A 19246-nucleotide genomic window follows, 5' to 3' on the forward strand; every position below is an offset into this window, starting at 1 on the left:
CCTTTTCTCGTACTGCAATACCCAAAAGCGGTAGAAGGTAAAGAAGTTCAGCCGCATTTAATCTCACATTTCCACTCCTCTACCCCTCCACTCCTCCACCTCCAAATTAATCTACCGTCCAAATAGCTGCTGAAACCAGCTAGAACGGCGCTTTTGCACTTTCTTAGGTTGGGGTTGTGCTACCGGGCGAGGCGCTTGCACCGATGGGATAGAGATGGGGGTCGTAGCGATAGGCGCGATCACAACAGGATTGGAACCGGGATTGGTGGCAACTGGACGGCTGGGATAGCTGGGGGGCGTAGGATTCGTGACAACGGGGCGATTAAACACGGGACGAGCCGCGATCGCCGTTGCATTCAAGCTGGCGATCGATTGATTATTCGTCAAATAGACATGTCCAATCGATGAACCTTGATACGATCGCTCAGTGACTCGCCAGCCCGGTTCAAAGTAAAGTTTGGCAAAACCAGGGGTATAGCCGCGTGTTCTAGCAATCAGCAGTTCTGGCGCGGTGCGATCGGTATTGGGTGCCGCAATCAGGTGTAAATCGCCCTCTCGCTTGACGACCCGAAAGCTATAGCGCCAGTTTTGATCTTCGCCACCCACCCGCATCGAGTAGCCATTGCTGTCAGTGCTGCGCCCACAAATATCAGTAAAATCAAATTCTACTAGCAGCGGATTGATCACCGTTGGGCTAGTGCCGCTTTCACTCCAACACGAGCGAACATTGCTAAGCTGTTTTATGATCAGAAGTTGATGGGCATTTCCACCATAGGGAGAGGCAACCGCAACAAAGCGGCTTGAGTCAATTTCTTGTTGACCAAACATAGACTGGGCGATCGCAGGAGTCGCCTGACCCAAACTAGCGATCGCAAGCGTCGCCAACGTCGCTAAACGGAGGTTCAATGAAGTATGCATAATATTCAAGTCAGAGTTAAAGAGTGGTTGATTGGTTCGACATATCCAAACTATTGCCCAACGCGCAACCCCAGATCCGGATAACATTTCCTTTCTGAGATATTCTTTTGTTTGGTGTCTGTTGACCTTTTTGACGCAGTGACCCTGTAAATGTTTCCCGATCGCACCGCCCTGTAGGAGTCAGCACTATGAATGTTTTTGGAATTGGTTTGCCCGAAATGGCACTAATTTTCACCTTAGCGCTGCTTGTTTTTGGACCCAAGAAGCTACCCGAAATTGGTCGCAGTATGGGTAAAGCCATTCGCGGCTTTCAAGATGCCTCAAAAGAGTTTGAAAGCGAGTTCAAGCGTGAAGCTGAGCAAATTGAGCGAATTGTTAAAGAACCCATGCAGGCAACCTTAGAAGAACCTGCCCCGCCTGCCCTTTCTGCGGCGATCGAACCCACTGAACCAGAAGTGTCCATGGTGCCCACCGTAAAAGCTGAGCCTGTAGACTCTCCACTTATGGAATCTGAGCCTATCGCGGCTAGCCCAGAATCTCAACCCGAAGAATCTTTGGGCTAACCAGCAATGACTGACCTACCTCTATCGCCTCTAATGATTCCCCAAGTGATTGTGGGATTGGGCAATCCTGGTGCTAAGTACGATCGCACTCGCCATAACATCGGGTTTGAAGTAGTGGATTTGTTGGCGAAGGGGTGGCAAATCAGCCTATCCGAGCAAAAGAAATATCAAGGCTTCTTTGGAGAAGGGCTGGGGGCAAACAATGCCAAAGTGCGCCTGCTCAAGCCGCAAACCTACATGAATAACTCTGGGCAATCCATTCGCGCGGTTCTCGATTGGTATAAATTGCCACCCGAATCCGTGCTGATTATCTACGATGATATGGATCTGCCTGTAGGGAAACTGCGGATGCGCCTGTCTGGGTCGGCGGGTGGGCATAATGGCATGAAATCCGCGATCGCCCACTTAGGCACTCAAGCTTTTCCCCGATTACGCCTTGGCATCGGCAGCGCCAAAAATGCCGACATCGACAAAGACACTATTTCTCATGTGTTGGGTAAATTTGCTCCGAGTGAGTCCGAGATCGTTGCAGAGGTGATTAAACTCTCTGTCGAAATGGTGGAATATAGCCTCAAGCAAGGCGTGGAAAAGGCGATGAGTCTCTACAACAATCGGACGGTGGGAGAATAGGAGAGGGCGGCAATGCCCAAACCATTAGGTGAAAGATAGGAGTCGATTACTGGCTTAGTTCTCGCATTTCCTGCCGAAATGCTTTTAGGGTCTGGCTGCGTCCTTCTGCTTGGGCAACATCAACGAACTCATACCAATTTACAGCTATTTGCGCTTGCATAAGCTACACAAACACCCATCTACTCGTCCACACATCTTATCTATTTTGATTTCAAGCAGGCTGAGGATCTAAAACTGATTCGCTTGCTCTGCCAAAAAGAGCGCTACCATCTGATGCTGTTTGACCGGGAAGATCCCCATTGGTGTTCGTTCAGCAGTTCCTATTAAAATCAAGTCTGAACGAAGATTTGGAGCTACAGCAGTGGGTTCCTCTCAAGCCAGTCAAAAATTGCTTGATGCGGAATTCCAACGCTTAAAGCCGATGTTTGAACAGCAACTTAGAGACAGAAAGCCTTAAGCTGATACATTCAAAAATTCTCTGGACAAGGGCTTAAACTTTTATCTGCTGACCCTCCTATAAGCTTTTACAGAATTACTTATCCTCCACAACCAGAGTTGTAGAAGCCGATCGCCCGAATTCCTCTGGCGCATATTGCAAGTGAGCTTCGGCACCGGGATAGATGAAGGTGCCAGGAGTGACCGATCTTACAAGATAGTGCAGTGTATAAACCCCCGGATTGAGGCGATCGCCAAAGGCAACAACTCGGTCTTTGTAAATGGTTTGATAATTGACCTGCCAACTGTCTCCTTTGGCTTTGAAGTAAGGCGTGGAGGTTTGGAAACTATTATCGACGGCTTCAAATCCGGCAGGCAGCGGATCAGTGATGACAACCTGATCCACCGGATGATCGGTGATGATTTCCAATCCCACATCATACACTTGACCCACGGGCACTTTCAGGGAATCCGTAGCATAGAGTCCAGTAGTATATAGCGCCTGTTCTTGATTGGCAGGACGCAGGCTGCGGGTAATTCGCAGCCCATTCAAACGACCGGGTTGGTTGCCTTGCAGTCGATAGCGATAGGCAACCAGATAGTGCAGGATACCATTACCGGTTTTTCTCAGGGTTACGTCATTTTTGCCACGGGGCAGATCGGCAAGGGCGACTGTGACGTTTTTACTGGCTTTTTGGTAACCCTGAAACTGAGCGTTTACCAGAGTTTTTCCGGCGAGTTGTGCCGTTGCGGAAAAGTTGGGCGGTGTGGGCTGGAGTTTGCTGGTTGCTACTAGGGCAGTCAACGCTTGGGCATTGTCGTAGGTGCTTTGCCAGGTGCCGTTGCGCCGTTGGTCGAGCAGTCCTTGGGTCAGTTTGGCGATCGCGTCAGGTTTGGCTTTTTGGGCGATCGCTAGCTTTAATGCCTCTGCCTGGGTTGCAGTGGGCGAACTTAACCAGCGCCAACCTTGGGGCAAATTCACTCGCACCGATCGCCCGGTTTCGGTGGTGATTTCTCGCAGATCACCCGCCATGCTATTGGCTTCCTGCTGCCAGTCGGGGAACTGGGATAGGTAGCGCGCCAGTCTGATTTGATCAAATGGATCAAGCTGATTGCGCTGGGCATAAATATCTGCGACAAATTCAGTGCGCTTGTCGCCCAAATCTGCCAAGGCGATCAGGGTTTGCAGTCGCAGTTGATTTTTGCACAAAGTCTGTTTACAGAAATCGTATTGTCCTGGATCGGCGAGGGTTTTGGTTAAATAGGTTTTGAGTTTTGAGTTATCAGTTTTGAGTTCTGAGCCAAAGGCGGGTTCTGCTTGAGCGATCGCTTGGGCGGCATAGGCAGTTGCAAAGGGATCGGATTTCTCTGCACCAGGGTAAGCGGAAAATCCACCATCGGTTTTTTGCAAGGCTCTTAGCTGATCAATGGCGCGGGTTGCTTGCTTGCTGGGGTTAAAGTCGCTGAAGGTTTGCCCGTAGGTTTGAGCAAGGGTTTGTAGGCTAGCGGCGATCGCGAGTCGGCTAGCGGCAGGTTCGGCAAAGGGCAACGAATCGTCTAATCCCTGTTGAGCAGGAGCAGCCAGTTGGGGAATTAGAGAACTTGCTAGGGAAATGTCTAAACCTCCAGCATCAGTGGCGACGTTGCTATCGACATTGAGGGGAATGGTTGCTTGATTCTCCGTCGTGCCTGTCTCCACCACTTGTTCGATCACATTCAGCGGTTTAACTTCCAGCGGCACTTCAAAAGCATCTGCTTTACCGTTAAGCTGAGTCGTGAATTTTACCTGGGCTGTACCGGGTTGACCAACGACGACGGGAAAACGGGTGGCGCTGGTTCCGGTGCTTGCCTGGGTTTGCTGGGAGCCATTCGAGTTATCCAATTTGAGTGGCTCGGTGACGGTTCCATTCACCGCCATCGTTCCGGCTTGTCCCGTGTTATTAGTGACTGAGACTCCCGCTTGGAAGCGATCGCCCGGTCGGGCAAACTGCGGCAGGATGGGATTGCTGACTATCGGCTGGCTGGTGATAAACGTGGTGTCGCCATTGCCAAAGTTGAGATTGCCATCGGTTGCCACCGCCATCACCCGCCAAGTGGTCAGGTCATCGGGCAACGTGAATTTCACTTGGGCTTTGCCGTTGGCATCCGTCACCACTGCGCCGTTGTAATATGCCAATGCTTTGAAGTCGGTGCGAGTGCGAGTGCTCGCGGCTCCAGCAGATAAGCCACCGCCATAGCCCCAGCCCTTTTGCAGCGGTGAAGTCATTGGACTTAGCACCACATCAAGACGATTATCGGCAAGACGGGTGGAAATGGGCTGTTCGGCAAAAACGGTTTTGACCAAATCAGGAGGACGGTAGCCGCTGAGTTGCAACACCGCTTCATTTACGACCATAACGGTAAATTGTCCTTTAGCCGGTTTGCCTATGGCATCTTTCAGCAACAGGTTCAGGGTTTGCTCGGTGCCGGGTTGAGCAGGTGACGAAGCATCAGAGCCGACCGTAGGCTGGATCTCAACGTTGAGATAGCGATCGCCTAGTTCCGTATTAAACGGCGCAAACCCGATTTTGACCAAGCCATTCAAGCTACCCGGTTCCGTTTGCTCCAATGGTTTACCTTGACGGACTAAAACCGCTTCCACTGCTGCGTTAGGCACCATGTCGGGCAACACCGTAAATTGAATTTGAGGGGCACTGCCTTTCACCTTAGTCACGGTTTGATAGAGCGTGTTGTGTCGGACGACGGCGAAATATAGCTCCGCGTCGGGATAGGGCGACTGAATGATCGCCGTTGCCACTTCGCCCGGACGATAGCTTTTTTTGTCTAGCTTGACTTCTAAGCGATCGTTGGTATAGCGATCGCCCCAAAAAGTCGGCTCATTGCCCGTTGCCCACAGTTGCACCTCGGTTGCAGCGGCTTCGTTGTTGTTGTTTGCCAACGTTGCCCGAATCCGATAGGAACCAGACTTGGGCGCGGTCAGTTGTGCTTTTTCAGACTCCTTGGCATCCTGTCCAGACTGCACATCAGTTGTGGCAACGGTTTTGTATTCCACCTGGTTTTGAGCAGTGCGGCTGCCTTCCACCACACGGGTAATGTTGCTGTAATTCATCGATTGCAGTTCCAGCCGCACCTTTTCTTGGATGGGTTTGCCTGCTGGATCGGTAACAATTACCTGAACCGGAAACTCTTTGCCTGCCTCAGCCACAAAGTCAGTTTTTAAGCCAATCAGGCGATCGCTGGGCAATGCCACAAAGGTTTGAGAATCTGCCACCGATAGATTCGACACATCCGAGACTTGAGCATCCACCCGATAAGCCATGGGATAGGGTAAATCTTTCGCCACAGTGACGCTTTGGCTGGTCTGACCCTCTTTGCTCAAAGTTTGGGTCGTTTGCAACACATCGCTGGGCACTTCCGGTGCTTCTTCGGGCCACAGCCAGCGTCGCCCAAAGGAGTAGCTTTCCCAGCCTTGGGGTGCAAACTCGGTTTGTTGGCGGGTGATAAAATACTTTGCCTCGCCACCTTCTACGGGTGCGCCAAACAGGTAGTTGCTTTGCACGTTCGCGTCGATTTTTTGATCCGGCAACGCGATCGCCACGGGAACCGAGGGCGCATCGGGTTCCGGCAGCAACTCTCGATTGGTACTGGTGCCTTTACCATCACTCACACCGCTCAGCGATAGCTCCACCTTAAAGTTGGGCGGCTTAAATTCGGCAACCCGAAAATCTCCAGTAATTTCAGCGCCGCTGTCCCCTTTCGCCCGAATGGTATAAGTCCCTAAAGGCTGCGTTTTTTCGATCGGCACCTCCAACGAAAACGTACCAAAGGTGTTGGTACTCTGGCTATTCAGATTCTTCTTTTGCCCATCGGGACTTTCTAAGGTGAGGGCATAGCGAATGTTTTTATCCTGTTTCAGCACCCCCGCTTGGAGATAGTAGGCGGCTCCCGTAAAATGAGCCGTTTCGCCCGGTTGATAAAGCTGGCGATCGCTAAAAATCGTTCCCCGCGACACCGGCTTGCCCGTCTCCCAGCCCCCGTCTACGCCATAGCCATACGCGCCGCTATATTCATTCGTGCGAGTGAATGCCCAGTCTTTACCAACTTGGGCGATCGCCAATAAAGGAGGTGCCGCCTCCGATCCGGAAGTTCGGCATCCCTGAAACTGGGTACCACTTAAAGTCAGCATCCCCGCCGCATCGGTTTTGCCCGTGGCGCAGGGAGTCGGTGCGGGGCGATCCTTTGCCTCCAGTTGAGATTTATAAATTTGCACGGTCGCATTGGCGATCGGAACTCCATCGGACAGACGATGCACCCGCACCAATCCAGAATCAGGGAACCACTGAGCAAACACGCCCAAATTAGTCACCTGCACCATGCCGTAAAAATTCGGCTCGCGCCACTTTTGCTTGCCTTCTTCCTGATACTGCCCCGTTCGCGCCTGCACTCCATACGCCAGCATCCCCGTAGGTGCTTTCAACAGCGTTTGCAGCGGCACTGTAGATTCCACTGCCTGATTCTTTTTGCTCTGGACTTTGGTTGTTTTCCAGGTAGAAGCGTTTGGCAGCAGGTCTGTGCCGTTGTTTTGGGGATAGGCAGAATTGACGTAGACCAAATCGGTGGGCTGGACGATCTCAAATGCCGAGCGATAGTCTGACAAATTCACCGTCGAAATATTCAGTTGCAGCGGCGAATCATTTTTAGTTTGGGCAGTGGGAAAAATATGGAGTTCGGTGGGTGCCCAAATGTCTGGCGCAGTGTCGCCCGTCTGGTAGTTAACCGTCATTGGTTTACCCAGGGTTTGCCCAAAGCTATCTTTCAGGTCAGCCCCAACGGTAATGGTGTAATTAGTCGCGGGTTCCAATGCCCAAGGGTTTAAGCTCACCAAGCGATCGCCCTCGTAAGCCCTGACCAGCGGCACATCCTTATTTTTCGGCTCTGGCGAAATGGAGATATTGGTAAGGGCGGATTCGGCGGCGATCGGATTGTTGAATTCTAGCTGCGCGATCCCATTCATAAAGCGCCCGTTGGCACCGCCAGCATCAGGTTTGCCAACCGCAGTTTGCTTTTGAAACGCCAGCGGCGCGTAGGTTTCCACTCGGCTAGTAAACGACTCTTCACTAGGCAAATTTCCCTTCAGCGGACGCAGTCCGGGCGTAACTTCCAGCGTATATTGGGTCGCTTTTTTCAAGGCTGCTTCCGGCTCCAGCGTATAGACCCAGCTTTGGAGTGAGGGATCAAATTCGGCTTCTGGATTAGGCGTATCGCTAACTTCCGGTTGCTTCTCTAATGCCACTTTCAGCCCTACGCCATCGGTTTGTCCGGCTGCTTTCAGCTTGGCGCGTTCCTTCAGCGAAGCTTGATCCAATTCCACGTTAGAAAAAACTTTCAGTACAGGTTTGGTGTCCACGGGGTCAGTTGCCACTTTTGGACTCTCGGCACTATAGGACGTGGGTAAGTTCGTCAGCTTCAGGCGATCGCTTTGAAATGTCCAGGCAAAATCTTGATCTAGCTTGTGATTTTTTAAATCTGCCAATCCTGCCTTCAGCGTCACCCGCACCCGTGTTGCTTGGGGAATGGCTTCATCGGCTTGAAAACCTACCATACGCGGCGTGAGAAAGCGAAACTGTCCTTTCAACGCTGGCACTACTTCAAACTTCTGCAAAAGCTGCTGCTGATCTTTGCTTTCTAGGCTTTCTACTGGAATCAGCGCATCTTTAAACCGAACCCGAATCTGAGCCTGAGATTTGGCGTTTCCAGTGGGGCTAATCTCCTCAATCCAGTCTGGCAGAGTGGGCTTCTCCAAGGCTGCCACCTCCGTTAGCATCTCTGGGGGTTTCGTTAGGGTGGTCGTGCTACAGCCCGAAAAGCTGACAGCGATTACGATTCCACACAAAAACAGAATCGGCAGCAAGAAGCGTTTGTCCAATCTCATACTCTCTCCCCACAGTAAACAGGCGATCGCGATAGCCCCCGCAACTATCCCCCATTCCTACTCTGTTCCAAGGGTTAATTCCTGCTAACTTCAATAATTCTTTACTTGATTCGTGTTTGATAAGTGGGCGATCGCCCTTGAGAGTAAGCGCAACTGCTAAATTCTTGCCTACAAAAATGCCTCCATTGAGGAGGCAGGTTGTCATGATTGAAGTGATAAATAAGCTCCAAATTATTCTTTGGAGATAAAGTCTTGTCCTTGTTTAATTGCTTGTTGACCGATATTTCGGAAAACCCAACCTAATGCTAGTGCTAGGGGAAGAACAACAATGAGTAAACGCCAGTCCATAAAATACCTCTCAGCCCATTGATAAAGTTTTTTGAATGATTCTCATACTTCTGTTTTATCGTATGTGAGTTCGTTTTACTAGCCTTTTTATAAAAAGACTGATTGGTCAAAAGTGCTGAATGACTGATCAGTCGTGTCGTTGTTCTGCTCATTGAGCCTCAATTAGGCAGTAAACCCTCAATCTCTTCTTTGCCAGCATGAACCAGAGCAAGTTTCTCATAGTCTTGAGCGTGTTTGATTAAATCAGCCGCTTCCGTTTCGGATAGTTCACGAATAACTTTGCCGGGAATGCCCATAACCAGCGATCGCGGTGGAACATTTTTGGTAACGACGGCTCCTGCACCGACAATACTGCCAGCCCCAACTTTGACTCCATTTAGCACGATCGCGCCAATTCCAATCAGGCAACCTCGCTCCACCTGAGCGCCATGAATCACAGCCCGATGCCCCACTGTGACATACTCCTCTAACCGCGTGGGTTCTCCTGGATCGCCATGTAAAACGGCTCCATCTTGAATATTGCTGCTTGCCCCAATCCGGATTTCCTCAACATCGGCACGAATGATTGCGCCATACCAAATGCTGGCTCCTTGCCCAACGGTCACCCGACCCAAAACGGTCGCATTATGGGCAACAAAGGCGGCTGCCGAAAGATCGGGAGAGTGCCCCAAGGCAGAAAGTAAGCCGCGATCGCTAAAATCATCCACGCCAGTTTCCAATATCAAGTAAAAGTGTTGTTAGATTGCCTAAGAAAGCTGCAACCCTTCCTGAGTAATATAATAGAGCCACTGGCACTGATGCATAAACAGGCAAACTCGCCATCAATGATAAACCTTGCATTGCAATATCCAATTTTTGGTCCTGAAATTCAGTGCCCCCACTGCCGCCAAACGATTCAGGCGCTAACGCTGACAGATACCTATCTCTGCCAACGTCACGGGGCATTTGAAGCAGATTCTCAAACCAATGAACTTGTTCATCTACAGTCTGGACGACACTGGAAACAGTGGGATAACGAATGGTATCGTCAACATACTCATCCTGATGGAATTCGGTTTGAAATTCATGAAGCTTTGGATCGACTTTATACCCAAGGCTATCGAGCCACCCGCGTAATTATTGCTAGCCGCTATAAAGAATTAATTAATACTTATTTGGAGCGGAGTGCGCCTTGGCGGGGACAAAATGAACCGACGAAACCTCGCCTTTATGGTTTACCGGTGGAGTTTAGCCCTGAAGCTGAACAAAACCCCTGCTGGGACGTGATTAATTTTGACTTGGAAAAAGAACCGGGTGCCCCTGTGCGATACCCTTACTTTCGATTATTTGAATAGCTGATTTTGTTGAGTAGTCAAAAGCCCGTTAAACGCTGGAGCTAGAACGCGATCGCAGAATGCCGCAGAGCTTTGATGGTGGCGATCGCCTGTTCTGCTACCTGATCAATCTCAGCTTTTGTGTTAAACCTGCCGATGCCAAATCGGAGGGAGGCGTAGGCAAGGGCATCAGATCGCCCGATCGCTTGCAGGACATGGGAAGGCGTTACTTTAGCGGCGGTGCAGGCAGAGCCAGAAGAAACCGCAACATGGGGTTGCAATCCCAATAGCAGAGCTTGTCCATCCACGCCCTCTACGCTGAAGTTGAGGTTTCCGGCAAGCCGCTGGGTGGCGTGTCCATTGAGGAAAATTCCATCCAGTTGATTGAGGTGCTGCCACAGGCGATCGCGCAATTGGATTAATCTTGCCGTTTCTGCAACCCTCTCATCAATGCCTAGCTGCACGGCTGCCGCAAACCCGACGATTTGCGGTGTGTAGAGTGTGCCCGATCTGATACCACGCTCATGTCCGCCGCCGTGCAGTTGGGGCGCAAGTTGCACTCGTGGATCGCGACGACGCACATACAAGGCACCAATGCCTTTTGGACCATAAATTTTATGGGCAGTCAGCGACATTAAATCAATCTGCATGGCATTCACATCTAGCGGAATTTTGCCGATCGCTTGGGCTGCATCGGTATGAAACAAAATTCCACGCTGATGGCATAGTGAGCCAATTTTAGCGATCGGTTGCAACACGCCAATCTCGTTATTTGCTGCCATCACCGACACCAAAATCGTATCGGGACGCAGAGCATTTTCTAAGTCAGCCAGGTTAATCAATCCGTCTGGCTGAACGGGCAGTGACGTGATCTCAAACCCCAGCGATCGCAGGTAATGGCAGGGATCAAGCACCGCGTTATGCTCCGTCGCCACGGTAACAATATGCCGACCGCGATCGAGATATGCCTCTGCCACACCTTTAATCGCTAGGTTATTTGCTTCCGTGGCTCCACTAGTAAAGATGATTTCCTCCGGTGTTGCCGCGATCGCCGCTGCCAATTGCTCCCTCGCCTGCTGCACCGCGGCTTCTGCCTCCCAGCCATATTGATGTCCCACGCTCGCAGGATTGCCAAAGTATTGGGTAAAAAACGGTATCATTGCCGCCATGACCCGCTCGTCTACTGGCGTAGTGGCATGACAGTCTAGGTAAATTGGATGGGAAAAAGTGTTCATTGAGGACTAATAAACAAAAATGCCGCCCGTTTCCTGAACATTAACAGTGGTATTTCCAGGGTTGCTATCTGGCAACTGCGTTACGGTGACCACGACCAAGTTATCGCGAGTTGAAACGGTGTACTTGAGGTTAAAACGACCATCTAAAGGACTAATGAGTAAATAAATTGGAGCCGATAGCTGCTTAAGGGTCGTGGTAGCATTGGCTGCCAGTTTTCGGGGTGGAAATTCATTGGTTGTAGAACTATATTCCAACCCAAGTCGCGTTTTATTGATGATTTGAACTTGAAAGGGCTTGGTGGGATTGATCCGGGCGATCGGCTGCCAAGCAGCGACAGTCATCGTTGGCACAGGTGCCGAGATCGCGGGAAGCATTCGTATGGATAAACCAGCAGACAGGAAAAGGCTAGCAGCAACAAACGATTTCCAACTCATTTTAGATAAGCTCCATCACAGTTCCACAATTGTGCAAGCTAGTGTATCAAGGATAGCGGCTTGCACTTTACTACTGGCACTTTAATCACTACTTGCACTTTAAAGAATTAAAGACCGTGTTAGAGGTTTGTTTTGCGTTTCGCCCGATCGCAGTCAATGTCACCTGACGTTTGCTGTTCTCAAACGTTGCGATCGCGTCATATTTAACGGCTGGAATCCCTGGAAGCTGATCGCTCAAAATAAGCTCCCCTATTTGAATACGAACGGGCACAATAAAACCACAAAACTGTCTATCTTCAATCGTTTCCGTAGTTGCCTGAAAATCTTCTCCAGAGCGATAAGAAAAGGAAAAATCAGGCGAGGCAAACAGATCATAGGGATCGGTTGGCTTAGACGGATAGGTATCAGGAGCCACCACGCTACCCACTGGCGTTTCTACATCTAGAGGCACTCTGGCAATGAATAACTCAACCCCATTGAGTCCTGCTAGTTTAGCGGGCGAAACCAAGCTGCTATCCCTAGGAAATCCAGGACTGGTGACGATCGCCACCTTTGCGCCGCCAAAATTTGATCCAAAAGCTCCCTGGGCACCCCCTGGAATTTGATAATCCATTAAGCTACGGGCAATCAAAGCCGCCCGCTGAGGATTGGCAGCATTACTAAAGAATTTGTAGACCAGCCCCGCCGACCCGATCGCCATTAGTGAAACAGCAGCCAAGGCGATCGCGATCGTCTCCCAAATAGTGACGGAATATTGAGGTTGGGTTGGTTTATCTGCCGCATCGCTCATCAAACTAAACCTTGCTTTTGGATAAGTAAGAGTGGGGGAGGCTTCAGGTTTTGGTTAAAGATTGAAGAAAGTTTTGAGTTTTGAATTTTGAGTTTTGAATTCGCCATTCTGCATTCACCATTCTGCATTCACCATTCGCCCCCGACCCCTGACTCTCGACTCCTGATTTACGCTTTCTTCAACCAGCTAAACATAGCGCGCAGATCTTTGCCCACTTCTTCAATGGGATGCTCTGCTTCACGGCGACGCATGGCAGTAAAGCCAGGTTTGCCAGACTGGTTTTCCAGCACAAATTCCCGCGCAAACTGTCCGGTTTGAATTTCGAGCAGAATTTTCTTCATCTCAGCGCGGGTGTCATCGGTAACAATGCGAGGACCACGAGTAAGATCACCATATTCTGCGGTGTTAGAAATGCTGTCGCGCATGGTCGCCAGCCCCCCTTCCACAATCAAATCCACAATTAGCTTCACTTCATGCAGACACTCAAAATACGCGAGTTCGGGCTGATAGCCAGCATTGACTAAGGTTTCAAATCCGGCTTTGATCAGCGCACTCAAGCCACCACACAGAACAACCTGTTCGCCAAACAAATCGGTTTCGGTTTCTTCACGAAAGGTCGTTTCTAATACGCCTGCGCGGGTGCCACCGATGCCTTTTGCATATGCCATGGCGCGATCGCGGGCTTGACCCGATGCATCTTGGTACACCGCAAACAGTGCCGGAACGCCTTCACCCTGCTCATAGGTGCGACGCACGAGATGACCTGGACCTTTGGGAGCCACCATCACCACATCCACATGACTGGGAGGCACTACTTGAGCAAAGTGAATATTAAACCCGTGGGCAAACGCTACCACCTTTCCTTCGGTCAAATTTGGCTCAATCTCGTTCTTGTAAACGGTTTTTTGCACTTCGTCAGGTAGCAGAATCATAATGAAATCTGCCTGTTTAGAGGCTTCATCCACACTCATAACGGGCAATCCGGCATCCTTGGCTTTGCCAGCAGACTTGCTGCCGGGATACAAACCCACAATGACATTAACGCCGCTGTCTTTCAAATTTAATGCGTGGGCGTGTCCTTGGGAACCGTAGCCGATAATGGCAACGGTCTTGCCCGATAACAGATCTAAGTTGGCATCTGCGTCATAATACATTCGCGCCATGATGGGGTATCTCCTTGCAGCTTCGTAATTCCTTGCAAACTTTTGATCTTACCAAAGGTCATTGCACTGTAGGAATTATTCAGGAATTATTCTTAGTTTCTATCAACTCTATCTCTTAGAAATTAGGCATTGGTTCTAAAACACTCAAAACCCTTACAGGGATTGAAACACTCAATTAAAGCGTTACAAGGGATAGTTTTAAGATATCTTTGAATAGGGGATGAGGCTATCTAAATCCCTGCTGGATGAACTTAAGCATTTATTATGAACACTGATCTTCCTATTCTTTATATCGGGCTGCTACTAGTGATTTTAGTGGCAGCAGGATGGGCAGTACTCCGCCAAATTTTGCAGACTCGCAAGGTTGAAAATTCTTTAGAGCGGTTACAAAGCAAGCTGGCGAAAGAGAAAGGAACAGCCCAAGAGTATTTTGAACTGGGCAGTATTTATTTGACGAAGCGAATTTATGCTCAGGCGATCGTCCAATTTAAAAAAGCATTAAAAGAAAACGATATTTCTATTGAAGAGACTGCGCTGATTTATAACGCTCTGGGGTTTGCCTACTTTTCGCAAGAGCAATATGATCTGGCAATTCGGCAGTATAAAGACTCGCTTAAAGCTAATCCTAATTACGTTACTGCCCTGAACAACATTGGTCATGCCTATGAGCGTAAACAGTTGATGGCTCAAGCACTTGAAGCCTATGAACAGGTTCTGATCTTAGAACCAGACAATTCCACCGCGAAACGACGGGCAGAGTCTCTTCGCAAACGATTTGTTCCAACCGTTTAAGACTAAACGTTTTAAATTCGTGTAGATTGTTTGGCATTGCTAAATCTGGGGATGAAATTGGTAGGGGCAATCCCTTGTGGTTGCCCTCCATCTCCGGCAGGGTAGGCACAAGACGTACCCCTACAGTCAAAAATCATACTTGCATTTAGCAACGCCGATTGTTTCTTAATTCAAACGATCTCCGATGAGCCAGCATTCAAAAAATCTACATAAGCCTCTGTCTTCCTCCTCTTTAAACTTGGAGCCAGCGTTTTATTACTTTGCCTATGGGTCTTGCATGTGTCCTGTAGATTTGCAGCGATCGCTGGGTGAGTCTGTCTATTCCTATGTTATTGGACATGCAACCCTTAAAGACCATCGCCTCGGGTTTTATCGGCGATCGCCCAAACGAAACTGCGGCACACTGGATATTGTTCCAGCTTCCGGCTCAACGGTGGAAGGCGTGTTATATCACCTACCGGGACGGCTGAGCAATTTTCTAGATGAACGGGAAGAGGTTCCCCGACGTGGATATCGTCGTGAAACGGTGATAGTTGATTGTCACCAACAGCTTTATGCAGCCGTGCGAACTTATGTAGTGGAGGATAAGCTTTCAGAAGAGCTAGCTCCAAACGATTGGTATTTTAATGTGGTGATGCGGGGTGCCGTAACGTGCGGGTTGCCAGAGCAATATTGCTGGAACTTATTCCATCACATGCATACCCTACAGCAGCAAAGCTTTTCGCGATCGCAACCTGATTTGTATCGATCGACCCATGGAAGCTTAGCAATGCTTACCCCTACAAGTGCAATAAAGTAACGGTTAACAATAATGCTCCGATCTTTGTTTTTGTTTTTAGTGACGGGGCTGTGCGAACTTGGGGGTGGCTATTTATTTTGGCTGTGGTTACGCGAAGGAAAAAGCGCCTGGTTAGGCGTGTTTGGCGTAGTTGTCTTAGCAATTTATGGCGTTTTGCCAACGCTGCAACCTGCAAACTTTGGGCGTGTCTATGCCGCATACAGTGGCTTTTTTATTGTGCTATCCATTCTCTGGGGTTGGCTAGTCGATCGCATAGCTCCCGATAAATATGATCTATTAGGAGGATGGATTGCGCTTTTAGGGGTGTTGGTGATTATGTATGCACCTCGGTCTTAGCAGAAAATCTAGACTCGTAGAGTTCCAGATCCAAAAATCAGCCTCCTCAGTATAGGTGTTACCTTAGATAAGGTCGATTTCAAGGATTTCATGTCCACATCTCCCTTCGCTGCCGAACGTTTGTTGTTTACCCCCACGCTCTCAACGGCTGACGCAATTCCTACTATTTTTGCGTTTCCAAATGAATATAGCGTTGGGATTACCAGTTTGGGCTATCAGGTGGTGTGGGCAACTCTGGCAACACGGGGTGATGTGCAAGTCAGCCGACTATTTACAGACGCGCAGGAACCGTTACCGTCACAACCGGAACTACTAGGATTTTCCCTTTCTTGGGAACTGGATTATGTCAACATATTGAACTTGCTGGAATCGTTGCAAGTTCCGATTCGGGCGGCAAACCGGGAAGATATTCATCCCCTTGTTTTTGGCGGTGGTCCGGTATTAACTGCCAACCCAGAACCTTTTGCCGATTTTTTTGATGTGATTCTGCTGGGCGATGGGGAACTGTTGCTGGGGGAATTTATTGAAGCCTATCAAACGGTAAGAACCTGCGATCGCGCCACCCAACTGCGGCATTTGGCTCAAGTTCCGGGTCTTTACATTCCCAGTCTTTATGAAGTGACCTATGACGGGAAAGATGGCTGGATACAGGCGATCGCGCCGATTGATGTCAGCATTCCGGCTCAAATTACTAAGCAAACCTATCGCGGAAACACGCTGTCTGCCTCTACCGTAGTTACGGAGAAAGCCGCCTGGGAAAATATCTTTATGGTGGAAGTGGTGCGGAGTTGCCCGGAGATGTGCCGTTTTTGTCTTGCCAGCTATTTAACCCTACCATTTCGGGTGGCAAGTCTGGAAGAGTCGCTAATACCGGCGATCGCCCGTGGCTTGCAAGTGAGCGATCGCCTGGGTTTGCTAGGAGCTTCCATCACTCAACATCCTGAATTTGAAACGCTGCTGGACTATCTCAATCGTCCAGAGTATGACCCAGTTCGTATTAGTTTTTCATCGGTTCGTACCAACACCGTCACGACAAAACTGGCGCAAACATTGGTAAAACATGACAGCCGATCAGTAACGATCGCGGTTGAAAGCGGTTCTGAGCGAGTGCGCCAAATCGTCAATAAGAAGCTGACTAATGACGAAATTATTCAGGCGGCAATCCATGCGAAAGCAGGCGGTCTCAGCAGCCTTAAGCTTTATGGTATGGCAGGCGTTCCGGGTGAAGAAATGACCGACCTAGAGCAGACTGCTGAAATGATGAAAACGATCAAAAAAGCGGCTCCTGGTTTACGGCTAACGTTTGGATGCAGCACCTTTGTTCCCAAAGCCCACACGCCGTTTCAATGGTGTGGTGTGAATCGTCAGGCAGAAAAACGGCTGCAATTTTTGCAAAAACAGTTGAGATCGCAAGGCATTGATTTTCGCCCTGAAAGCTATAACTGGTCAGTCATTCAAGCGTTGCTATCACGGGGCGATCGCCGTCTCTCTTATCTATTAGAGTTAACCCGACACTATGGCGATTCATTAGGCAGCTATCGACGGGCATTCAAGGAACTGCGCGGCACGTTGCCTCCAATGGAACAATACGTGTACGAAAATTGGCAGCTTGACCAAATGCTTCCTTGGAACCATTTACAAGGTCCATTGCCCCAAGCGACCCTCAAAAAACACTGGGCGATCGCGCAAGCGCTGACTTGTCAGTTCGCTATTGACCAATTCAGCGTCCCCCCACCCGTGAAAGAATTGTTGGAAACTGCTTTATGAGGTTTCTACCTCTTTAAAAACGGTGTTACAACACACATCTTCAGAGTAAATGAGTACGTTATTCTGAATTTAAGAAGTAGTAGTGGGCTAACATCGTTTAGAGTAAGTGTTCGATACCCGTTAACCTCTCCTCCTAAAGGTTTTTATGGAAAGTTCTAACCCCTCTCCCTTATTTGATCCGTTATCCACCGTGAAAAATTCTCCAGATTTGCTCAATTTGCCAGGAGATTCTGAGGTTTGGAGCAGTTTAAAGCAAGCAATTTCTTCTAGCTCTGGCTTTAAGCGTTGGCAGCTAGAACGCAATATTGACAACCAGTTGAGTAGCCTAGGGCTAGATACTTTGGTGCGCCGCTACCTCCGAGAAACATTAGAAACTTTAGCGTACTAGTTGCTGAAAACTGATTATCTTGAGCGTGGAACCTTTTTTGACCTCTGAAAAAGTCCTTGTCTCACAGTTTATGTATAGACAAGCTCCTGTTCAAATGTTGTACGGGGGCTTTATTCTGGTCGTAGTGAACAAGTTATAGCAGTGGGTGAATAGGTTAGGCTCCAAAGATCCTTGAGAAATAAGGAATAACAGACGGTTGTCTTGACCTTTCCTTGTCTTGCTACATATCCTCTAAGCGCCAGATCTATACTTTTGATTGTTATATGTCTGTTTGGGAAATTGATTTTTATCGTCGTCCGCTTCAAGATGAGGCGGAAAATCCAGTGTGGGAATTGCTCATTTGCGATCGCGAAGGCACCCTGAAGCATTTAGTTTTTTGCGCTCAGTCAGAAGCCACAGCAGATTGGTTAGGGCAACAGCTACAGCAGCTTTTGGCAAAGGGACACCCGAAACCAGAATGGATTTGTGTGTTTCGCCCCCAATCTTTTTCCTTATTAGAAGTTGCCGTTCAGTCTTTAGGAATTAAGCTACAACCCACACGCCATACCCCCACTTTAAAGCGCTGGTTAGAGGAGCGATCGCTGGTTTATCCAACCCTGCCTAACTATACGGGGCAGCCCTATCAACCAATCACCCTAGATAAACCGCCGCCCATGCCCATTTCTGAAAACCTCTTGGGCAGTCAGTGGCGGTTTGCTTCCTTACCCGCTGGCGACTTGATCACCGCATTTTCAGATCGTTTGATCCCCATTTTTAATCTACCTGATGAGTTTTTGCCGCTGAATGTGGGATTAGCATCCACTGTAATCATTTCAGGAGTGGTCATTGATGGGGGACGGCGTTCCATGCAGTTAGCCCGCTGGCTAGAAAAAATTTGCCCCGTGTCGTTGAGTTATGCACCCGGCGCACCGGATGGCTTAATTTTAGAAGCAGGGTTAACAGATCGCTGGGTGATTGCAACCTTTGATGATGCAGAAATGGCGATCGCGGCTCAAACTTATGAAGTGAGAAAGCAGCTAGGAAAAGGACTACATTTTTTGCTGATTCAACCCGATGATTCTGGCATGACCTACACCGCGTTTTGGTTGCTGAAACAAGATGGGGAGAACTGAGTTTTGAGTTTTGAGTTTTGAGTTTTGTTCGCGTAGCGGCGACCTAGGAGATATTTTGAGTTTTTACTTTCAGGACTTACGCAGGGAGAGGATAAGGCAAAATAAGAGAACGCTTAAATGAGAGGAATGAGTTTTACTAAACTTGACTACTGCCAATATCTGCTGAGCAGCCCGATCAACTACACCGTGACCAACTTGGCTGACCATCTTGAGGGGATTAGCCATGACCGGATCAATCGCTATTTACGAGGCGAGAAACTGACTCCGCGTCTGGTGTGGGATAACGTGAG

General features: G+C 49.2%; 18 protein-coding genes and 1 pseudogene. 10 read left to right on the top strand and 9 right to left on the bottom strand.

The genetic code is table 11. The features are described 5' to 3' along the window. Positions 1–111 precede the first annotated feature (111 nt). Entirely contained in the window at positions 112–918 is an 807-nt protein-coding gene (locus AB3R30_RS21460; RefSeq protein ID WP_458651250.1) for a DUF3747 domain-containing protein, read from the bottom strand. A gap of 188 nt (positions 919–1106) precedes the next feature. Here AB3R30_RS21460 and AB3R30_RS21465 point away from each other — a divergent pair, with 188 nt between their 5' ends. Both AB3R30_RS21465 and pth read left to right on the top strand, forming a co-directional pair. Beyond that, positions 1107–1481, top strand: coding sequence for a TatA/E family twin arginine-targeting protein translocase (locus tag AB3R30_RS21465; protein ID WP_458651251.1), 375 nt, complete (start codon positions 1107–1109; stop codon positions 1479–1481). Positions 1482–1487: 6 nt separating this feature from the next. Continuing rightward, positions 1488–2111: an aminoacyl-tRNA hydrolase gene (gene pth / locus AB3R30_RS21470; RefSeq protein WP_458651252.1), complete on the top strand. Its 624-nt coding sequence runs from the start codon at positions 1488–1490 to the stop codon at positions 2109–2111. Between the two features lie 532 nt (positions 2112–2643). On the opposite strand, the gene AB3R30_RS21475 is transcribed toward pth, so the two are convergent. The 4 genes from AB3R30_RS21475 to AB3R30_RS21490 form a co-directional block, all read right to left on the bottom strand. Continuing rightward, entirely contained in the window at positions 2644–8478 is a 5835-nt protein-coding gene (locus AB3R30_RS21475; RefSeq protein ID WP_458651253.1) for an alpha-2-macroglobulin family protein, read from the bottom strand. Then, the gene (locus tag AB3R30_RS21480; RefSeq protein WP_458651254.1) at positions 8399–8683 is read right to left on the bottom strand and encodes a hypothetical protein; all 285 of its coding nucleotides are present in this window, start codon (positions 8681–8683) and stop codon (positions 8399–8401) included. Before AB3R30_RS21480 ends, AB3R30_RS21475 begins: the two co-directional genes overlap by 80 nt. A gap of 26 nt (positions 8684–8709) precedes the next feature. After that, on the bottom strand, positions 8710–8826 hold the full coding sequence (locus AB3R30_RS21485) for a photosystem II protein Y (protein WP_458651255.1): 117 nt from the start codon (positions 8824–8826) through the stop codon (positions 8710–8712). Positions 8827–8984: 158 nt separating this feature from the next. Continuing rightward, positions 8985–9533 (bottom strand): gamma carbonic anhydrase family protein, encoded by a 549-nt coding sequence (locus AB3R30_RS21490; RefSeq protein ID WP_458651256.1) that lies wholly within the window; start codon positions 9531–9533, stop codon positions 8985–8987. Positions 9534–9650: 117 nt separating this feature from the next. Here AB3R30_RS21490 and AB3R30_RS21495 point away from each other — a divergent pair, with 117 nt between their 5' ends. Further along, positions 9651–10160, top strand: a complete 510-nt coding sequence (locus AB3R30_RS21495; protein ID WP_458651257.1) for a TIGR02652 family protein — start codon at positions 9651–9653, stop codon at positions 10158–10160. 41 nt (positions 10161–10201) lie between these two features. Here the strand turns inward: AB3R30_RS21495 and AB3R30_RS21500 are convergent, their stop codons facing one another. The 4 genes from AB3R30_RS21500 to ilvC form a co-directional block, all read right to left on the bottom strand. Then, positions 10202–11374, bottom strand: coding sequence for a cysteine desulfurase family protein (locus tag AB3R30_RS21500; RefSeq protein ID WP_458651258.1), 1173 nt, complete (start codon positions 11372–11374; stop codon positions 10202–10204). A gap of 6 nt (positions 11375–11380) precedes the next feature. Then, positions 11381–11809, bottom strand: a complete 429-nt coding sequence (locus AB3R30_RS21505) for a hypothetical protein (RefSeq protein ID WP_458651259.1) — start codon at positions 11807–11809, stop codon at positions 11381–11383. Between the two features lie 88 nt (positions 11810–11897). Continuing rightward, on the bottom strand, positions 11898–12599 hold the full coding sequence (locus AB3R30_RS21510) for a hypothetical protein (protein WP_458651260.1): 702 nt from the start codon (positions 12597–12599) through the stop codon (positions 11898–11900). Between the two features lie 167 nt (positions 12600–12766). After that, positions 12767–13762 carry a ketol-acid reductoisomerase gene (ilvC, locus tag AB3R30_RS21515; RefSeq protein ID WP_458651261.1) on the bottom strand — a complete coding sequence of 332 codons (996 nt, stop codon included), beginning with the start codon at positions 13760–13762 and terminating at the stop codon, positions 12767–12769. A gap of 264 nt (positions 13763–14026) precedes the next feature. On the opposite strand from ilvC, the gene AB3R30_RS21520 reads away from it, so the two are divergent. The 7 genes and pseudogenes from AB3R30_RS21520 to AB3R30_RS21550 all read left to right on the top strand — a co-directional run. Continuing rightward, positions 14027–14554 carry a tetratricopeptide repeat protein gene (locus AB3R30_RS21520; RefSeq protein ID WP_458651262.1) on the top strand — a complete coding sequence of 176 codons (528 nt, stop codon included), beginning with the start codon at positions 14027–14029 and terminating at the stop codon, positions 14552–14554. Between the two features lie 184 nt (positions 14555–14738). Next, the gene (locus AB3R30_RS21525; RefSeq protein ID WP_458651263.1) at positions 14739–15353 is read left to right on the top strand and encodes a gamma-glutamylcyclotransferase family protein; all 615 of its coding nucleotides are present in this window, start codon (positions 14739–14741) and stop codon (positions 15351–15353) included. A gap of 12 nt (positions 15354–15365) precedes the next feature. Then, positions 15366–15689 carry a YnfA family protein gene (locus AB3R30_RS21530; protein ID WP_458651264.1) on the top strand — a complete coding sequence of 108 codons (324 nt, stop codon included), beginning with the start codon at positions 15366–15368 and terminating at the stop codon, positions 15687–15689. A 90-nt stretch (positions 15690–15779) separates the two neighbouring features. Beyond that, positions 15780–17456 (top strand): B12-binding domain-containing radical SAM protein, encoded by a 1677-nt coding sequence (locus tag AB3R30_RS21535; RefSeq protein WP_458651265.1) that lies wholly within the window; start codon positions 15780–15782, stop codon positions 17454–17456. A gap of 145 nt (positions 17457–17601) precedes the next feature. Continuing rightward, positions 17602–17844 (top strand): hypothetical protein, encoded by a 243-nt coding sequence (locus tag AB3R30_RS21540; protein ID WP_458651266.1) that lies wholly within the window; start codon positions 17602–17604, stop codon positions 17842–17844. A gap of 263 nt (positions 17845–18107) precedes the next feature. Further along, positions 18108–18956 carry a Tab2 family RNA-binding protein gene (locus tag AB3R30_RS21545; RefSeq protein WP_458651267.1) on the top strand — a complete coding sequence of 283 codons (849 nt, stop codon included), beginning with the start codon at positions 18108–18110 and terminating at the stop codon, positions 18954–18956. A gap of 126 nt (positions 18957–19082) precedes the next feature. Then, positions 19083–19246, top strand: a pseudogene (locus AB3R30_RS21550) (IS701-like element ISPlag1 family transposase); the annotation flags it as partial.

This window comes from Sivoneniella epilithica UHCC 1019 (genome assembly GCF_040830845.1).
Classification (GTDB): domain Bacteria; phylum Cyanobacteriota; class Cyanobacteriia; order Leptolyngbyales; family Leptolyngbyaceae; genus ULC077BIN1.